The sequence below is a fragment of the Pseudomonas sp. PvP009 genome (genome assembly GCF_017832995.1).
GTDB lineage: Bacteria > Pseudomonadota > Gammaproteobacteria > Pseudomonadales > Pseudomonadaceae > Aquipseudomonas > Aquipseudomonas syringae.
The window spans coordinates 1152602-1168176 of sequence record NZ_JAFIBG010000001.1; the positions used below are offsets into that span (position 1 = coordinate 1152602).

The following is a 15575-nucleotide window of genomic DNA, read 5'->3' on the forward strand; positions in this document are numbered from 1 at the left end:
TTAATTCTCCAGAACGCTGAGCAGGCCTAAAGGCAAGGGGACGTCCATGGCCTTGTCGAACAGCAGGTACAGGCCGACGCTCATCAGAATCACCACCACCACGCTCGGCAGCCAGCGGCCGCCATACAGGCGGGCCATGGGGATGCCGATCAGAATGCTGCTGAGGATGAAGCCCAGCGGTTCGAACAGCCCCGCGAATATCAGCAGCAGGACGATGCATACGCCGATCTTGATCAGGGTCTCACGGTCCAGCTCCGGGTCTTCCTCGGTATGCACGATGGGCGTGGGTCTGATCAGCAGGTACAGCAGGGCGACGCCCATCAGACCGAGCATCAGCAGCGGGAAGGCGCGCGGTCCGACCGGTTCATAGGAAAAAGGTGCCTGATAAGGCCAGGCCATGAGGGCCAGGCCTGCGCATGCCAGTAACAGCAGGCCAGCGAAGATGCGTTGTATGACCATGAGAAGCTCCTGAGCCGCGCCCGTTGGCGGACGCAACTGAATGTCAGTCAATTGAGTTCAATCACTGAATCAGGCCGAATTCCTTGGCCATCAACTTGTAGTCGGCGACCTGCTTCTTGACGTAGGTGTCCAGTTCCGCGCCGGTCATGGCGAACGGGAACAGCTCGCGCTGGTCGCGCAGTTTGGCGAAGTCCTCGGAGGCCAGGATCTTGTCGAACGAGGCTTTCCACCAGTTGTAATCTTCGTCGCTGACCTTCGGCCCGAGGTAGAAGCCACGCACCACTGGCCAGACGATGTCGTAGCCCTGTTCCTTGGCGGTGGGGATGTCTTTCATTTCAGGTTCGTCGATACGCTTTTCGGCGAACACCGCGAGCAGGCGCATATCGCCGCTCAGAATGTGCGGCATGGAGTCGGAAATATCGGTACTGCCCACCTGGATGTGGCCGCCAAGCAACGCGGTGGCGATTTCACCGCCGCCTTCGAGTGCCACGTAGCGCAGTGCGCGCGGGTTGATGCCTGCGGCCTTGGCGATCAGCGCGGTCTGCATCCAGTCCTGGCTGCCCACGGTGCCGCCTGAGCCGATCACGACTTTGCTGGGATCGGCTTTCAGCGCCTGGACCAGATCGTCGAGATTCTTGTAGGGCGAGTCGCTCTTCACGGCGATGGCGCCATAGCTGGTGCCCACGGCGGCGAGCCAGCGCACTGCGTTCTCATCGAAACGACCGAATTTGCCCTGCGCCAGATTGAGCAGCGAACCGCTGGACCACGCGACCAGTGTGCCGGCATCGGCGGGGCGCTGCGCGACGACGGCGTTGTAGGCCACCGCGCCGACACCGCCTGGCATGTAGGTGACGCGCATCGGCGAGGTCAGAATCTTCTCGTTGATCAGCGCGCTCTGTACCAGTTTGCAGGTCAGGTCGAACCCGCCACCTGGCGAGGCAGGGGCGATGCATTCCGGACGTTTGGGTTCGGCAAGCAACTGGCTGGCAATCAGCATGCACCCAGCGGTGGCGGCTACGTGACGCAGGGAAAATTTCATGTTCAGTCTCCAGGGATATTGTTGTTTTTGGCAGAGAGAAGCTGTTCGCCAGGCGCTTTTGTCGCGCACACGGCGAAGCCTGTGCGCTGTTTCACAGGTACTGGCGTTTGCGCTGAAGTGTTGTTTTGCGGCGGGTGGCGGGAGGGGCGCGCAGAGCATTCCTCGACGGGAGGTGCTCCATGGGCTGGCAAGCCTGGACGGGCGTAGACATGACGTGACTCCGTTTAACAATTTATTGTTTTTATTGTTCAGACGCATCCGGGCGCCTGTTTTTTACGTACCCTTTTATCGGGTCGTTTCGCGATGCTAAACGACAAACCTTTCGTAAACCTTTCAGTTGCCTTTCACGTCGTGATTAGCGAGCCGCGAATCGTTTCTGCCCTTCACAGACGGCAGCCGGCCTGTAAACTCCACCGCCACGAGCCTCGATACCCAGATCGATAACAACAGTGACAATCAGGAGACGGCGATGCGTGTTCTTCTTGTGGAAGATCATCTGCAATTGGCTGAAAGTGTCGCGCAGGCGCTCAAAAGCGCGGGTTTGACCGTTGATGTGCTGCACGATGGCGTGGCCGCCGACCTGGCGTTGAACAGCGAAGAATACGCGGTCGCCATTCTCGATGTCGGGTTGCCGCGCATGGACGGCTTTGAAGTGCTGGCGCGTCTGCGAGCGCGCAGCAAAAACCTGCCGGTGCTGATGCTGACGGCGCGCAGTGACGTCAAGGACCGGGTCCATGGGCTGAATCTGGGCGCCGACGACTACCTGGCCAAGCCTTTCGAACTTTCCGAGCTGGAGGCCAGGGTCAAGGCCTTGCTGCGGCGCAGCGTGCTGGGTGGCGAGCGGCAACAGCGTTGCGGCGTCTTGGCCTACGATCTGGACACTCGACGTTTCACGCTCGGCGAAGAACTGCTGACCCTGACTTCTCGCGAACAGGCGGTGCTGGAAGCGCTTATCGCCCGGCCGGGTCGGGTGATGAGTAAGGAGCAACTGGCGGCGCAAGTGTTCGGGCTCGATGAAGAAGCCAGCCCCGACGCCATCGAGATCTATGTCCATCGTCTGCGCAAGAAGCTCGACGGGCATTCCGTGGCCATCGTGACCTTTCGCGGTCTGGGGTATCTGCTGGAAAGCCGTGATGATTAACGACAGCCTGCGCTGGCGGTTATTGTGGAACCTGGCCCTGCTGCTGGTGGTGTTGATGCTGGCCAGCGGCATGAGCGCTTACTGGAATGGCCGCGAAGTGGCCGACACCGCCTATGACCGCACGTTGCTGGCTTCCGCGCGGACCATCGCGGCCGGCCTGACCCAGCGTGACGGGACGCTGAGCGCCGACATTCCCTACGTGGCGCTGGACACCTTCGCCTACGACAGCGAAGGGCGCATCTACTATCAGGTCAATGACATTCATCAGAAGCTGATTTCCGGCTATGAAAACCTGCCGTCGCCGCCGCCCGGTACATTGCGCACCGACGATTACCCGGCCCTGGCGAAATTTTATAACGGGATCTATCAGGGGCAGGACGTGCGGGTTGTCAGCCTGCTCAAACCAGTGACCGATCCGGGTATGAACGGCACTGCCGAGATCCGCGTTGCCGAAACCCAGGAAGCGCGCAAGGGCATGGCGCGCAGCCTGATGGCTGACACATTGCTGCGTCTGGGCATGCTCGGAGGAGGCGCGCTGCTGCTGGTCTGGTTCACGGTAAGCGCGGCATTGCGACCGCTGGAGCGCCTGCGCACCGCCGTCGAGGAGCGTCAGCTGGATGATCTGCGCGCGTTACCGATGGTTGAAGTGCAGCACGAACTGCGTCCGCTGGTAGGGGCGCTGAACCACTTCACCGAGCGACTGCGCGTGCAGTTCGAGCGTCAGGCGCAATTCATCGCCGATGCCGCCCACGAACTGCGCACCCCGCTGGCCGCCTTGAAGGCGCGGGTCGAGCTGGGGCTGCGCGAGCGCGACCCGCAGCATTGGCGCAGCACGCTGGAGTCGGCGGCGCTCGGCACCGATCGACTCACGCATCTGGCCAACCAGCTGCTGTCCCTGGCGCGCATCGAAAACGGCGCGCGGGCTATCGCCGAGGGCGGGGCGCAACAGCTGGACCTCAGTCAACTGGCCAGGGAACTGGGCATGGCCATGGCGCCGTTGGCTCATTCCCGGGGCGTTGCGCTGGCGCTGGAGGCTGACGAGCCGGTCTGGTTGCGCGGCGAGCCGACCTTGCTGAACGAATTGCTGAGCAATCTGATCGACAATGCGCTGGCCCACACTTCACCGGGCGGCAACGTGGTGTTGCGGGTCTATGCGCCGGGTGTTCTGGAGGTCGAGGATGATGGCCCCGGCATTCCGGCAGATGAGCGTGAGCGGGTCTTCGAGCGGTTTTACCGTCGCAGTCAGCAGGGAAGTGGTGCCGGGCTCGGGCTGGCGATTGTGGGCGAAATCTGCCGGGCACATCTGGCCAGAATCACGTTGCACGAGGGCGCCGAGCGCGGCCTGAAGGTTAGGGTCAGTTTCAGCGCGACCTGATGGGTCGAAATTAGTAGAGCATGCTCTTGGCTTCGTCCATCTGGGCGCTGAGCACGCCTTCGCCTCTGGCGAGCCGCAACTGGCTGTAGGCAGGCAGGTCGACCATTTCAATGAGGCTGAAGGGGTGTTCGGTATTCCTGTGGATATGCACCGTGGCGATCTGCACCAGATCGGTGTAGTCAGGGCTTTTCGAGACACGTGCGAAGTTCTGGAACTGGCCCGGCACACAGGCCAGTGGCTCGGGGAAATCCCAGGAGCGCAGCAGGCGCTCGCCGATGACCGGATGAATGCTGTCGATCACGTGGTTGAGGCTGATCGGGTCGGACAGCAGCTCGTAATGGTCTTCGGCATAGGTCAGGATCGGCAGGATCCCGATCAGATGGATCAGCCCGGCGAGCGTGGCCTGATCGGGTTTCAGATTGGTGTAGTGCTGACACAGGGTGTAACTGATACCGGCCACCTGCAGGCTTTGCTTCCAGATATCGCGCATCTTCTGCTCGATGACCGGCGACTTGGCGTGGAACATCTGCTCGACCACTAGGCCGATGGCCAGGTTGCAGGTGTAGTTGACGCCCAGCCGCCGAATCGCGGTGTTGACGTCGCTGACTTCAAAATTCGGGCGCAGCAAGGGGCTGTTCGCGACCTTGATCAGGCGCGCGGAAAGGGCTGTATCGCTACCGATGACCTTGCTCAGGGCCGAGATACTGATCTCGGTGTCCTCTGCAGCCAGGCGAATTCTCAGTGCCACTTCCGGCAGGGTGGGTAGAAACAAGGCATCTCTGTCGATGGCCTTGATCAAGTTTCTCTGCACCTCGTCAGCCATCTTGCTCATGTTGCATCTCGCAGCTGTTGGGGGTGTCCAGAGTTATCCGCGCGCTCTTCAGAGCGCCAGGCTGTACTGGATCGCTCTAAAGACACTAGGAAGCTGAATGTGTTCGTCTGGCTAGCGCTGAGTTTCGAGTTTGCTGTCCAGTGTGTAGGGCAGTTCACTCATTTGCAGCGCTGCGCCTTCTGGCGAGCCAAGATTGATACGACCGTCTTCTGCCGCATCACCCTGCAATACCGCGAGCAGTTCGATGTTCTGCCCATCCTGTGCGGCCATGACGACGTTGCCCACGGCGCTGGCATGTACCGGTGAGAACAATGCAGTACCGGGTTGTGGGATCTCTTCGTCGCTCAGGGTCAGGCGATAAAGCCTGCGCTTGAGTTTGCCAAGATATTGCATTCTGGCAACGATTTCCTGGCCGGTGTAACAGCCTTTCTTGAAGCTGACGCCGCCAACTGCTTGCAGATTTATCATCTGCGGAATGAATTCTTCGCGGGTGCTGCCGAACACCTGGCCGATGCCGACACGTATCTGGCCCAGCAACCAGTCATTCAGCAGGCCTTCACTCAACTGCGGTGCCAGGCGCGACTTGATGCTGTCTGCCTGTGCGCTGCGCACCCAAAGCTCGGCCCGGCCTGGCGAGACGCGGATCGCGATCAGATCATTGGCGCGCACCACGCTATCGGTTTCCTGGGGCAGATCCAGGCCCAGGCTGACCAGCGCGGCGTCCCCATCCTGCAAGCCGAAGCGCACCCAGTCTGCGCTTTCGTCCGTGAGCTTCGATTTGGAGAACACTGCGTATTTGCGCAGGTCGGGCAATTGCGCTTCGATCAGTTCGCCAGCCATCGCCAGCAGGCAGCCGTCGCCTTCGAACACGATGCGAAAACTCGACTGCATCCGGCCTTTCTGCGTGCAACGGGCACCCAGGCTGGATTTGTCTTCATTCAGATAGTTGAGGTTGCACGTCAGCTGACCCTGAAGAAACTTGCTGGCATCCACGCCGCGAACGGCGAGAACGCCCTCATGGGTTAGCGTGCAGAAAAAAGCTGTGTGGGCCATGGTCATCGCAGATTGGGAAAAAAGTCCGGGGGCACATCATAGTGCCGAGTCGAGGTTATGCATACGGGTACATGAAAACTGCTGCGACCATTGCAAGATTCGCGCGCCCGGCTCACGGCTGTATACTTGCCGCCTACTTTGAGGAGCGCTCCATGGTCGAAGACGTTGAACTCAACCGCCTTTACTGGCACAGCCGCCGCGGCATGCTTGAACTGGACGTGCTGCTGGTGCCGTTTGTCCGTGAGGTCTATCCCCACTTGAATGACGAGGACCGCGATTTGTACCGCCGTCTGCTGACCTGTGAGGATCAGGATATGTTCGGCTGGTTCATGCAGCGTGCCGAATCCGAAGATGCTGAATTGCAGCGCATGGTTCGCATGATTCTGGACCGTGTCCAGCCCCAGTGATCGCTTCGAATGTCATTGGCAGGCCTCGCGTCTGCTGGTGACGGCGTATCTCGCGGTCCAGTGTCTGGCACTGGTAGCGTTGTGCTGGCTGGACATCGCTGTGTGGGCTGCGGCGCTGGGTGCGCTGATATGTCTGGCGCATGCTGCCTGGGTGATACCACGCGCCATCCTGCTGACGCATCCGGCGGCATTCACTGCGCTCAAGCGCGATCATCAAGGCTGGCAGCTGTGGAATGCACGTACCGGCTGGCAGCCTGTGCAGTTATGCCCCGACAGCCTTGCCTTGCCGTGGATGGTGATTCTGCGTTTTCGCCCGATTATCGCCGGTCGGCCAGCACGATCAATAAACAGTTGTTGTATCCCGCATGACGCATTGACGCCGGACATTCACCGACGTCTGCGCGTGCGTTTGAAATTCAGCCGGCATAGGTGGGCGGCACCAGAATAGTGTCCAGCGCCTCCGGCAACATATCGGGATAGTCCAGCGTGTAGTGCAGACCGCGGCTTTCCTTGCGCTGCATGGCCGAGCGGATCATCAGTTCCGCCACCTGCGCCAGGTTGCGCAACTCGATCAGGTCGCGGCTGACCTTGTAGTTGCTGTAAAACTCGTCAATCTCGTCCAGCAGCAGGCGTACGCGGTGCTGAGCGCGCTGCAGGCGTTTGTTGGTGCGCACAATGCCGACGTAGTCCCACATGAACCGTCTCAGCTCGTCCCAGTTGTGCGCGATGATCACGTCCTCGTCCGAGTCGGTGACCTGGCTGGCATCCCAGGCCGGAAGGTCGGCGGGCATCTGCACGTCATTCAGTTGCTTCTCGATGTCTGCGGCGGCCGATCGGGCATAGACGAAGCACTCCAGCAGCGAGTTGCTGGCCATGCGGTTGGCGCCATGCAGGCCTGTGAAGCTGGTCTCGCCGATGGCGTAAAGGCCCGGCACATCGGTATGCCCCTTGCTGTCGACCATCACGCCACCACAGGTGTAATGCGCAGCGGGGACTACGGGGATCGGTTCGCGCGTGATGTCGATGGAAAATTCCAGGCAGCGTTCATAGACGGTTGGGAAGTGCGTCTTGATGAAGGCTTCCGGCTTGTGGCTGATGTCCAGATACACGCAGTCGATGCCCAGCCGCTTCATCTCATGGTCTATCGCGCGGGCAACGATATCGCGCGGCGCCAGTTCTGCCCGCTCATCGAAGCGTTGCATGAAGCGCTCGCCGTTAGGCAGCTTGAGGTACGCCCCTTCACCGCGCAGTGCCTCGGTGATCAGAAAGCTCTTGGCCTGCGGGTGATACAGGCAAGTGGGGTGAAACTGGTTGAACTCAAGGTTCGCCACCCGGCAGCCGGAACGCCAGGCCATGGCGATGCCGTCGCCACAGGCGCCGTCAGGGTTACTGGTGTACAGGTAAACCTTGGCGGCGCCGCCCGACGCCAGGATTGTAAAGCGCGCGCTGTAAGTATCCACTTCGCCACTGTGGCGATTGAGCACGTAGGCGCCGAGGCAGCGCTGGCCTTCCAGGCCTAGACGGCGTTCGGTGATCAGGTCGATGGCAGCGCGCTGTTCGAGCAATTCGATATTGGGGCGTTTGATTGCCTGTTCCAGCAGGGTGCGAAAAATGGCGGCACCCGTGGCGTCTGCAGCATGAATGATCCGTCGGTGGCTGTGGCCGCCTTCACGCGTCAGGTGAAATTCAAATCCGCTTTCGTCGGTGCCTGCGTCATCGCCGCGGGTAAAAGGCACGCCTTGATCGATCAGCCATTGAATCGCCTCGCGGCTGTGTTCGACGGTGAAGCGCACAGCGTCTTCGTTGCAAAGGCCGCCGCCTGCGTTCAGCGTGTCCTCAACATGAGATTGCACGGTGTCGGTGTCATCCAGCACTGCCGCAACACCGCCCTGCGCCCAGAAGGTCGAGCCGTTGGCGAGGTCACCCTTGCTCAGGACCGCAATCCGCAGGTGGTCGGGCAGGGTCAGTGCCAGGCTCAACCCGGCAGCGCCGCTGCCGATTACCAGTACGTCATGCTGAAAATGTTGACTCATCTGCGAATTCTGCTCTTGGCGACCACTAGTATAAGTATTGGGGTAACGGCACAATAGCCTCGCCTACATGGCAATGTGAGACCACGGCGGGTCTGGATTGTGCTCCAGTCCCGGACGGCATGCCTATTGTTTTCCTTTTGTTCGGTCGCTGGAAATGCTCCAGTGCGTTGATTCAAGGGAACTTTAAGCAGTTTGAGTCTCACGCCGGCAATTGTGTCAATGGAACTTTTTGTAAAGAACCATGCTCAATAGCAGGTTGCCTACACAGGAACAGCGTCTATTTCGCAGGGTTAGATAAGTGATCATCAACTGCGAAACTGACGACAAGACTATTCGCGCAGCCGACCGTGTCGAGCTGCGTTTTTCGTGCACGCTTTATGATGGCTTGCAGGAAACTTGCTTGAAGGGGGAGAACTTTTGCGAAAAGCCCGAGTCTATGTTTGCAAGCCTGAACACTATCAGTTGCAACACTCCTTCATGCTTAACGAGGAGTGTTCATGCTAACCCAGGAAGAGGATCAGCAGCTTGTCGAGCGCGTACAGCGTGGCGATACGCGAGCATTTGATCTGTTGGTGCTGAAGTATCAGCACAAAATTCTAGGGTTGATCGTGCGATTCGTGCACGACACCCATGAGGCTCAAGACGTTGCACAGGAAGCCTTTATCAAGGCCTATCGTGCTCTCGGAAATTTTCGCGGTGACAGTGCTTTCTACACCTGGCTGTACCGTATCGCCATTAACACGGCGAAGAACTATCTGGTTTCGCGAGGTCGGCGACCACCGGATAGCGATGTAAGGTCTGAAGACGCGGAGTTCTACGACGGCGACCACGGCCTCAAGGACATCGAGTCGCCGGAGCGTGCATTGTTGAGGGATGAGATCGAGGGCACCGTCCATCGGACCATCCAGCTTCTCCCGGAAGATTTACGTACGGCACTAACTTTACGTGAATTCGATGGTCTGAGTTATGAAGACATTGCGAGCGTCATGCAGTGTCCAGTTGGTACCGTGCGCTCTCGGATCTTCCGCGCTCGGGAAGCCATCGATAAAGCCCTGCAGCCGTTGTTGCAGGAATCCTGAGACAGCGGCGATAGCCCAAGAGAGGAACCCGCCATGAGTCGTGAAGCCCTGCAGGAATCGCTGTCCGCGGTACTTGATAATGAAGCGGACGAACTGGAATTACGTCGGGTATTGAATGCCATTGACGATGCCGATACCCGCGCCACCTGGTCGCGTTACCAAGTTGCTCGTGCAGCAATGCACAAAGAGTTGCTGGTCCCTCATCTGGATATTTCGGCTGCTGTATCTGCCGCGATCGCCGATGAAGTCAGCCCGCTCAAGGCAGCTCGCGGTCCTTGGCGTACGCTGGGTCGTCTGGCCGTTGCAGCGTCGGTTACCGTAGCCGTTCTGGCTGGTGTCCGCCTGTATAACCAGGACGACATTGCCGGTGCACAGTTGGCACAGCAGACTCAACAGCCTGCCAATCTGACTGTTCCGCAAGTGAAAGGCCCTGCCGTACTGGCTGGCTACACTGAAAGCGCCGAGCAAGCACCTGGTCCTATGGCCAACGGTGTACTGCAAGGCGGTGGTCAAGGTGACCAGCGTCTGCCGGGCTATCTGCGTCAGCACGCCCAGGAAGCAGCGCTGAAAGGCACTGAAAGCGCGTTGCCATACGCACGTGCTGCGAGTCTGGAAAACCGTTAAGGAGGATCATGCGAGCCGTCCCTCTACTGCCACTACTGCTTGGTGGATGGCTTGCCCTCCCGGTACAGGCTGATGATGCGCAAGACGCAATAAATCGTCTTGCCAAGGTTGATCAGCAGCAAAGCTATCAAGGCACCTTCGTATACGAGCGCAACGGTAGTTTTTCTACCCACCGAATCTGGCACCGCATAGCGGACGGCCATATTCAGGAGCGCTTGCTGCAGCTTGATGGTTCTGCTCAGGAAGTATTGCGTGTTGACGGGCTTACTCAGTGCGTCAGCGGCACGCTCGAAGCGGGTGTAGCCAATCCGGCCGACTCTTCTGCCCGCGCATTCGATGTCAAAAGATTGTCCGCCTGGTACGACATGAAAATTGCCGGCAAATCCAGAGTGGCCGGTCGTCAGGCGACTATCGTTGCGCTGTCCCCCAAGGACCAGCATCGATACGGCCTCGAACTGCACCTGGATAACGAAACCGGTCTTGTGCTCAAGTCGCTTCTGTTGAGTGAGAAGGGGCAGTTGCTCGAGCGTTTTCAGTTTACCGATCTCGATACCGCCAGCGTGCTATCCGAGCAGATGCTCAAGACCAGTGCTGACTGCAAGCCTGTTTCTGTGGTGAAGACCAAGCCTGAGGCTTCCATAAGCCCTGTGGCCTGGCATTCGGACTGGTTACCGCCGGGTTTTGACGTCAGCAGCAGCGGTGTACGCAAAGACCCCGCTACGCAGTCGCCGGTGACACATCTTATGTACAGCGACGGTCTGGCGCGTTTTTCGGTGTTCATCGAAACGGTTAAAGGTGGCGCGTCTTCGGATATTCGCACCCAGCTAGGCCCGACAGTGGCCGTATCCCGCCGTCTGACAACGCCGCAGGGCGACATGATGGTGACGGTCGTCGGAGAAGTTCCGATGGGCACTGCAGAGCGCATAGCATTGTCGATGCGTAACGACGAACCTTCAGCCAATAAATAAACATTTGGAGTCACGGCTCCCAGGATGTAAAAATTTTCATCCTGGGTTACAGAAGCCGCCAGGCCGCACTCAACCTGGCTTGAGCAAAGGCGCTGAAATGTTTGGTGAGGTTTGCAGATTGCAAAAACTCTGTTTTTTTTCTATAGGTCAGAGCCTCGCAGCTCTGGCCTTTTGTCGTTTTCAGAGGTCATGTCGCTGATCCAGAGATAAGCATCGCTGCTTGAGGTCTTTGAGTCGGTTGCTTCGGACTGCTTAATTTTTTCCTCGTTACAAACGGGAGCCATATGTCGATACCACGCATGAAATCCTACTTTTCATTGATTGCCGCTGTGCTGATGCTCGGTCAGGTGGCTACGGCTCAGGCCGAAAACCTGCCGGACTTCACCGGGCTGGTCGAGCAGGCATCGCCCGCAGTGGTGAATATCAGTACGCGTCAGAAATTGCCGGACCGTGCCGTCGCCAATCAGCAGATGCCTGATCTGGAAGGGCTGCCGCCGATGCTTCGCGAGTTTTTAGAGCGCAGCATGCCGCCGGGTTCGCGTCCGCCAGGCTCGGGTGCAGGCAAGGGTGATCGCCAGCGTGAGGCTCAGTCCCTTGGATCGGGCTTCATCATCTCCCCTGACGGCTACGTTCTGACCAACAATCACGTAATCGATGGTGCTGACGAGATTCTCGTACGCCTGTCCGATCGCAGCGAGTTGAAGGCCAAGCTGGTCGGTACCGATCCGCGTACCGACGTTGCCGTGCTGAAAATTGATGGCAAGGACCTGCCGACCGCCAAACTGGGCAATTCCAATACGCTCAAGGTCGGCGAATGGGTTCTGGCGATCGGCTCGCCGTTCGGCTTCGATCACTCCGTGACCAAGGGTATCGTCAGTGCCAAGGGGCGCAGCCTGCCTAACGATACCTATGTGCCGTTCATTCAGACCGACGTGGCCATCAACCCGGGTAACTCCGGTGGCCCGCTGTTCAACATGGCTGGCGAAGTCGTCGGGATCAACTCGCAGATCTTCACCCGCTCCGGTGGTTTCATGGGCCTGTCGTTCGCGATTCCGATCGACGTCGCCATGGATGTCGCCAACCAGCTCAAGGCTAATGGCAAAGTCAGCCGCGGCTGGTTGGGTGTGGTCATCCAAGAGGTGAACAAGGACCTCGCCGAGTCGTTTGGCCTGGACAAGCCTGCCGGCGCGCTGGTTGCGCAGGTTCTTGAAGATGGCCCTGCTGCCAAGGGCGGTGTGCAGGTGGGTGACGTGATTCTGAGCGCCAACGGCCAGCCAATCGTCATGTCGGCTGACCTGCCGCACCTGATCGGCAACCTCAAGGACGGCAGCAAGGCCGAACTTGAAGTGATTCGCGACGGCAAGCGTCAGAAGCTGACGGTCACCGTCGGCGCACTGCCTGATGAAGGTCAGGAGATGGGCGATGTTGGCGGTACGGGTGCCGAGCGCAGCAGTAATCGTCTGGGCGTATCGGTGATCGAGTTGACCGCCGAGCAGAAGAAGTCCCTGGACCTCAAAGGCGGCGTTGCCATCAAGGAAGTCACAGGTGGCCCGGCTTCGCTGATCGGTCTGCAGGCGGGTGATGTGATCACTCACTTGAACAATCAGGCGATCACGTCCAGCAAGCAGTTCACCGAGGTGGCGAAAAGCCTGCCCAAGGATCGCTCTGTCTCGATGCGCGTTTTGCGTCAGGGTCGTGCGACCTTCATCACCTTCAAGCTGTCCGAGTAACCGGTCGGTTTAAGCGGAAAGGGTGGCCATGGCCACCCTTTTTTGTGCCCGTTTGTTTACCGTGCGCCGATCCGGGTGCCTGTAAGCGTGACGCCTCTTGCTTAGTTCAGGTACAATTCCCGGCTATTTTTCGGCGGGCAATCTGCCTGCAACCTTTTTGAGTGTTGATCCGTGAGTGATTTGAGTCATATCCGCAATTTCTCCATCATCGCCCACATTGACCATGGCAAGTCGACGCTGGCCGACCGCTTCATTCAAATGTGCGGCGGCCTGACCGAGCGCGAAATGGAAGCGCAGGTGCTCGACTCCATGGATCTTGAGCGCGAGCGCGGGATCACCATCAAGGCCCATAGCGTTACCCTGTATTACAAGGCCAAAGACGGTATCACCTACCAGCTGAACTTCATTGACACCCCGGGGCACGTCGACTTCACCTACGAAGTCAGCCGTTCTCTGGCCGCGTGCGAAGGTGCGTTGCTGGTGGTCGATGCAGGGCAGGGCGTCGAGGCGCAATCGGTCGCCAACTGCTACACCGCCATCGAGCAGGGCCTTGAGGTCATGCCGGTACTAAACAAGATGGACTTGCCACAGGCCGATCCGGACCGCGTCAAGGAAGAGATCGAGAAGATCATCGGTATCGACGCCACCGATGCCGTGGCGTGCAGCGCCAAGAGCGGCATGGGCGTTGACGAGGTCCTCGAGCGCTTGGTCGCAACCATTCCTGCACCGACCGGCAATATCGAAGATCCGCTGCAGGCGTTGATCATCGACTCCTGGTTCGACAACTACCTGGGCGTCGTGTCTCTGGTGCGTGTGCGCCACGGCCGCGTCAAGAAGGGCGACAAGATTCTCGTCAAGTCGACCGGCAAGCTGCATCTGGTCGACAGCGTGGGCGTGTTCAACCCCAAGCACTCGGCGACCGTCGATCTGAAAGCGGGCGAAGTAGGCTTCATCATCGCCGGCATCAAGGACATTCACGGTGCGCCGGTCGGTGACACCCTGACCCTGAGCACCACTCCCGATGTCGACGTACTGCCCGGCTTCAAGCGTATTCAGCCACAAGTCTACGCAGGCCTGTTCCCGGTCAGCTCGGACGACTTCGAAGACTTCCGTGAAGCGCTGCAAAAGCTGACGCTTAACGACTCTTCACTGCAATACCTGCCCGAGAGCTCCGACGCGCTGGGCTTCGGCTTCCGCTGTGGCTTCCTCGGCATGCTGCACATGGAGATCATCCAGGAACGCCTGGAGCGTGAGTACAATCTCGACCTGATCACCACCGCACCAACCGTAATCTTCGAGCTGTTGCTGAAGACCGGCGAAACGATTTACGTCGATAACCCTTCCAAGCTGCCTGACCTGTCGGCCATTGAAGACATGCGCGAGCCCATCGTTCGCGCAAATATTCTTGTGCCGCAGGAGCACCTGGGCAACGTCATTACGTTGTGCATCGAAAAACGTGGCGTACAGCACGACATGCTGTTCCTCGGCACGCAGGTTCAGGTGAGCTACGATTTGCCGATGAACGAAGTGGTTCTCGACTTCTTCGATCGTCTCAAGTCTGTCAGCCGCGGTTATGCTTCGCTGGATTATCATTTTGATCGTTACCAGTCGGCCAATCTGGTCAAGCTCGACGTTCTGATCAACGCCGAGAAGGTCGACGCCCTTGCCCTGATCGTTCATCGCGACAATGCACACTACAAAGGGCGTGCGCTGACCGAGAAGATGAAAGAGCTGATCCCTCGACAGATGTTCGACGTGGCAATTCAGGCGGCTATCGGCGGTCAGATTGTGGCCCGGACAACCGTAAAGGCGCTTAGAAAGAACGTATTGGCCAAATGCTACGGCGGTGACGTCAGCCGCAAGCGTAAATTGCTGGAGAAGCAAAAGGCCGGTAAGAAACGCATGAAGCAGGTCGGCAACGTGGAAATTCCACAGGAAGCCTTCCTTGCAGTGCTCAGGTTGGAATAGTCAGGTCCTATGTCACTAAATTTCCCGCTGTTGTTGGTCATCGCTGTCTTCGTCTGTGGCGTGCTTGCACTGATTGATCTGGTCATCCTGGCGCCTCGTCGCCGGGCTGCCATTTCCAACTATCAGGGCAGCGTGGGCGAACCTGACATTGCTGTCGTGGAGCGCTTGAACAAAGAGCCTTTGCTGGTCGAGTACGGCAAATCGTTCTTCCCGGTGTTGTTCATCGTGCTGGTGCTTCGTTCGTTTCTGGTCGAGCCGTTCCAGATTCCTTCGGGCTCCATGAAGCCGACACTGGATGTGGGTGATTTCATTCTGGTCAACAAGTTCGCGTACGGCATTCGCCTGCCGGTACTGGACCAGAAGGTGATTCAGATCGGTGATCCGCAGCGTGGCGACGTGATGGTGTTCCGTTATCCGAGCGACCCGAGCGTCAATTACATCAAGCGCGTCGTCGGTCTGCCGGGTGATCGTATCCGCTACACCAGCGACAAGCGGCTGTTCATCAATGGCGAGCTGGTCGCCAAGAAGCTGATCGGCACCGAGCCCGGTACACTGGGCAGCGCGGAACTCTATGAAGAGCAGCTGGGCGAAGTCGAACATCAGATCCGTCAGGAAATGAGCCGCTACCGCGCGCCGCCTGACAGTGAATGGACCGTGCCTGCCGCGCACTACTTCATGATGGGCGACAACCGTGACAACTCCAACGACAGCCGTTACTGGGATGATCCCAACATTCCCAAGGATGAGCTGGGCATGGTCCCGGACAAGAACATCGTAGGCAAGGCGTTCGCGGTGTGGATGAGCTGGCCCGAGCCGAAACTGAGCCACTTCCCCAATTTTGCGCGCGTAGGGCTGATCAAGTAATCG

Annotated in this window: 15 protein-coding genes; 10 read left to right on the forward strand and 5 right to left on the reverse strand. The window is 58.8% G+C overall.

All coding sequences use genetic code 11. The features are described 5' to 3' along the window. Both JOE29_RS05095 and JOE29_RS05100 read right to left on the reverse strand, forming a co-directional pair. Window positions 1-459: a tripartite tricarboxylate transporter TctB family protein gene (locus JOE29_RS05095; protein ID WP_003425277.1), complete on the reverse strand. Its 459-nt coding sequence runs from the start codon at window positions 457-459 to the stop codon at window positions 1-3. Window positions 460-520: 61 nt separating this feature from the next. Continuing rightward, complete coding sequence (locus JOE29_RS05100) at window positions 521-1504, reverse strand: tripartite tricarboxylate transporter substrate binding protein (RefSeq protein ID WP_170963816.1); 984 nt, start codon at window positions 1502-1504, stop codon at window positions 521-523. A 463-nt stretch (window positions 1505-1967) separates the two neighbouring features. Between JOE29_RS05100 and JOE29_RS05105 the strand changes: the two genes are divergently transcribed. Together JOE29_RS05105 and JOE29_RS05110 are read left to right on the forward strand one after the other, a co-directional pair. After that, window positions 1968-2639 (forward strand): response regulator, encoded by a 672-nt coding sequence (locus tag JOE29_RS05105; protein ID WP_003363740.1) that lies wholly within the window; start codon window positions 1968-1970, stop codon window positions 2637-2639. Beyond that, window positions 2632-4014: a sensor histidine kinase gene (locus JOE29_RS05110; protein ID WP_003413020.1), complete on the forward strand. Its 1383-nt coding sequence runs from the start codon at window positions 2632-2634 to the stop codon at window positions 4012-4014. The genes JOE29_RS05105 and JOE29_RS05110 overlap by 8 nt, the downstream gene beginning before the upstream one ends. 10 nt (window positions 4015-4024) lie before the next feature. Here the strand turns inward: JOE29_RS05110 and JOE29_RS05115 are convergent, their stop codons facing one another. After that, on the reverse strand, window positions 4025-4846 hold the full coding sequence (locus tag JOE29_RS05115; RefSeq protein ID WP_032703140.1) for an HDOD domain-containing protein: 822 nt from the start codon (window positions 4844-4846) through the stop codon (window positions 4025-4027). 111 nt (window positions 4847-4957) lie between these two features. Beyond that, complete coding sequence (locus JOE29_RS05120) at window positions 4958-5899, reverse strand: folate-binding protein YgfZ (RefSeq protein ID WP_210078937.1); 942 nt, start codon at window positions 5897-5899, stop codon at window positions 4958-4960. Window positions 5900-6051: 152 nt separating this feature from the next. Between JOE29_RS05120 and JOE29_RS05125 the strand changes: the two genes are divergently transcribed. Then, window positions 6052-6306: a succinate dehydrogenase assembly factor 2 gene (locus tag JOE29_RS05125; RefSeq protein ID WP_003418591.1), complete on the forward strand. Its 255-nt coding sequence runs from the start codon at window positions 6052-6054 to the stop codon at window positions 6304-6306. Further along, complete coding sequence (locus JOE29_RS05130; RefSeq protein WP_046234989.1) at window positions 6290-6754, forward strand: protein YgfX; 465 nt, start codon at window positions 6290-6292, stop codon at window positions 6752-6754. Before JOE29_RS05125 ends, JOE29_RS05130 begins: the two co-directional genes overlap by 17 nt. On the opposite strand, the gene nadB is transcribed toward JOE29_RS05130, so the two are convergent. After that, complete coding sequence (nadB, locus tag JOE29_RS05135) at window positions 6723-8339, reverse strand: L-aspartate oxidase (RefSeq protein ID WP_103694840.1); 1617 nt, start codon at window positions 8337-8339, stop codon at window positions 6723-6725. The genes JOE29_RS05130 and nadB overlap by 32 nt on opposite strands. 497 nt (window positions 8340-8836) lie before the next feature. Between nadB and rpoE the strand changes: the two genes are divergently transcribed. From rpoE to lepB, 6 genes are all read left to right on the forward strand, one after another. After that, a complete protein-coding gene (gene rpoE / locus JOE29_RS05140; RefSeq protein WP_002554912.1) occupies window positions 8837-9418 on the forward strand; it encodes an RNA polymerase sigma factor RpoE in 582 nt (193 codons plus the stop codon). Between the two features lie 33 nt (window positions 9419-9451). Beyond that, the gene (locus JOE29_RS05145; protein ID WP_003405339.1) at window positions 9452-10042 is read left to right on the forward strand and encodes an anti sigma-E factor RseA C-terminal domain-containing protein; all 591 of its coding nucleotides are present in this window, start codon (window positions 9452-9454) and stop codon (window positions 10040-10042) included. Between the two features lie 8 nt (window positions 10043-10050). After that, on the forward strand, window positions 10051-11010 hold the full coding sequence (locus tag JOE29_RS05150) for a MucB/RseB C-terminal domain-containing protein (protein ID WP_065088886.1): 960 nt from the start codon (window positions 10051-10053) through the stop codon (window positions 11008-11010). Between the two features lie 299 nt (window positions 11011-11309). Next, window positions 11310-12740 carry a DegQ family serine endoprotease gene (locus JOE29_RS05155; protein ID WP_226487942.1) on the forward strand — a complete coding sequence of 477 codons (1431 nt, stop codon included), beginning with the start codon at window positions 11310-11312 and terminating at the stop codon, window positions 12738-12740. A gap of 171 nt (window positions 12741-12911) precedes the next feature. Next, window positions 12912-14708 carry a translation elongation factor 4 gene (gene lepA / locus JOE29_RS05160; RefSeq protein WP_003413009.1) on the forward strand — a complete coding sequence of 599 codons (1797 nt, stop codon included), beginning with the start codon at window positions 12912-12914 and terminating at the stop codon, window positions 14706-14708. 9 nt (window positions 14709-14717) lie between these two features. Further along, on the forward strand, window positions 14718-15572 hold the full coding sequence (lepB, locus tag JOE29_RS05165) for a signal peptidase I (RefSeq protein ID WP_003363711.1): 855 nt from the start codon (window positions 14718-14720) through the stop codon (window positions 15570-15572). Window positions 15573-15575 lie beyond the last annotated feature (3 nt).

Bases quoted from the DNA above. Each gene is read 5' to 3' on its own strand.
- JOE29_RS05095 (WP_003425277.1), bottom strand. From the start codon at position 459: ATGGTCATACAACGCATCTTCGCTGGCCTGCTGTTACTGGCATGCGCA.
- JOE29_RS05105 (WP_003363740.1), top strand. From the start codon at position 1,968: ATGCGTGTTCTTCTTGTGGAAGATCATCTGCAATTGGCTGAAAGTGTC.
- JOE29_RS05110 (WP_003413020.1), top strand. From the start codon at position 2,632: ATGATTAACGACAGCCTGCGCTGGCGGTTATTGTGGAACCTGGCCCTG.
- JOE29_RS05115 (WP_032703140.1), bottom strand. From the start codon at position 4,846: ATGAGCAAGATGGCTGACGAGGTGCAGAGAAACTTGATCAAGGCCATC.
- JOE29_RS05120 (WP_210078937.1), bottom strand. From the start codon at position 5,899: ATGGCCCACACAGCTTTTTTCTGCACGCTAACCCATGAGGGCGTTCTC.
- JOE29_RS05125 (WP_003418591.1), top strand. From the start codon at position 6,052: ATGGTCGAAGACGTTGAACTCAACCGCCTTTACTGGCACAGCCGCCGC.
- nadB (WP_103694840.1), bottom strand. From the start codon at position 8,339: ATGAGTCAACATTTTCAGCATGACGTACTGGTAATCGGCAGCGGCGCT.
- rpoE (WP_002554912.1), top strand. From the start codon at position 8,837: ATGCTAACCCAGGAAGAGGATCAGCAGCTTGTCGAGCGCGTACAGCGT.
- JOE29_RS05145 (WP_003405339.1), top strand. From the start codon at position 9,452: ATGAGTCGTGAAGCCCTGCAGGAATCGCTGTCCGCGGTACTTGATAAT.
- JOE29_RS05150 (WP_065088886.1), top strand. From the start codon at position 10,051: ATGCGAGCCGTCCCTCTACTGCCACTACTGCTTGGTGGATGGCTTGCC.
- JOE29_RS05155 (WP_226487942.1), top strand. From the start codon at position 11,310: ATGAAATCCTACTTTTCATTGATTGCCGCTGTGCTGATGCTCGGTCAG.
- lepB (WP_003363711.1), top strand. From the start codon at position 14,718: ATGTCACTAAATTTCCCGCTGTTGTTGGTCATCGCTGTCTTCGTCTGT.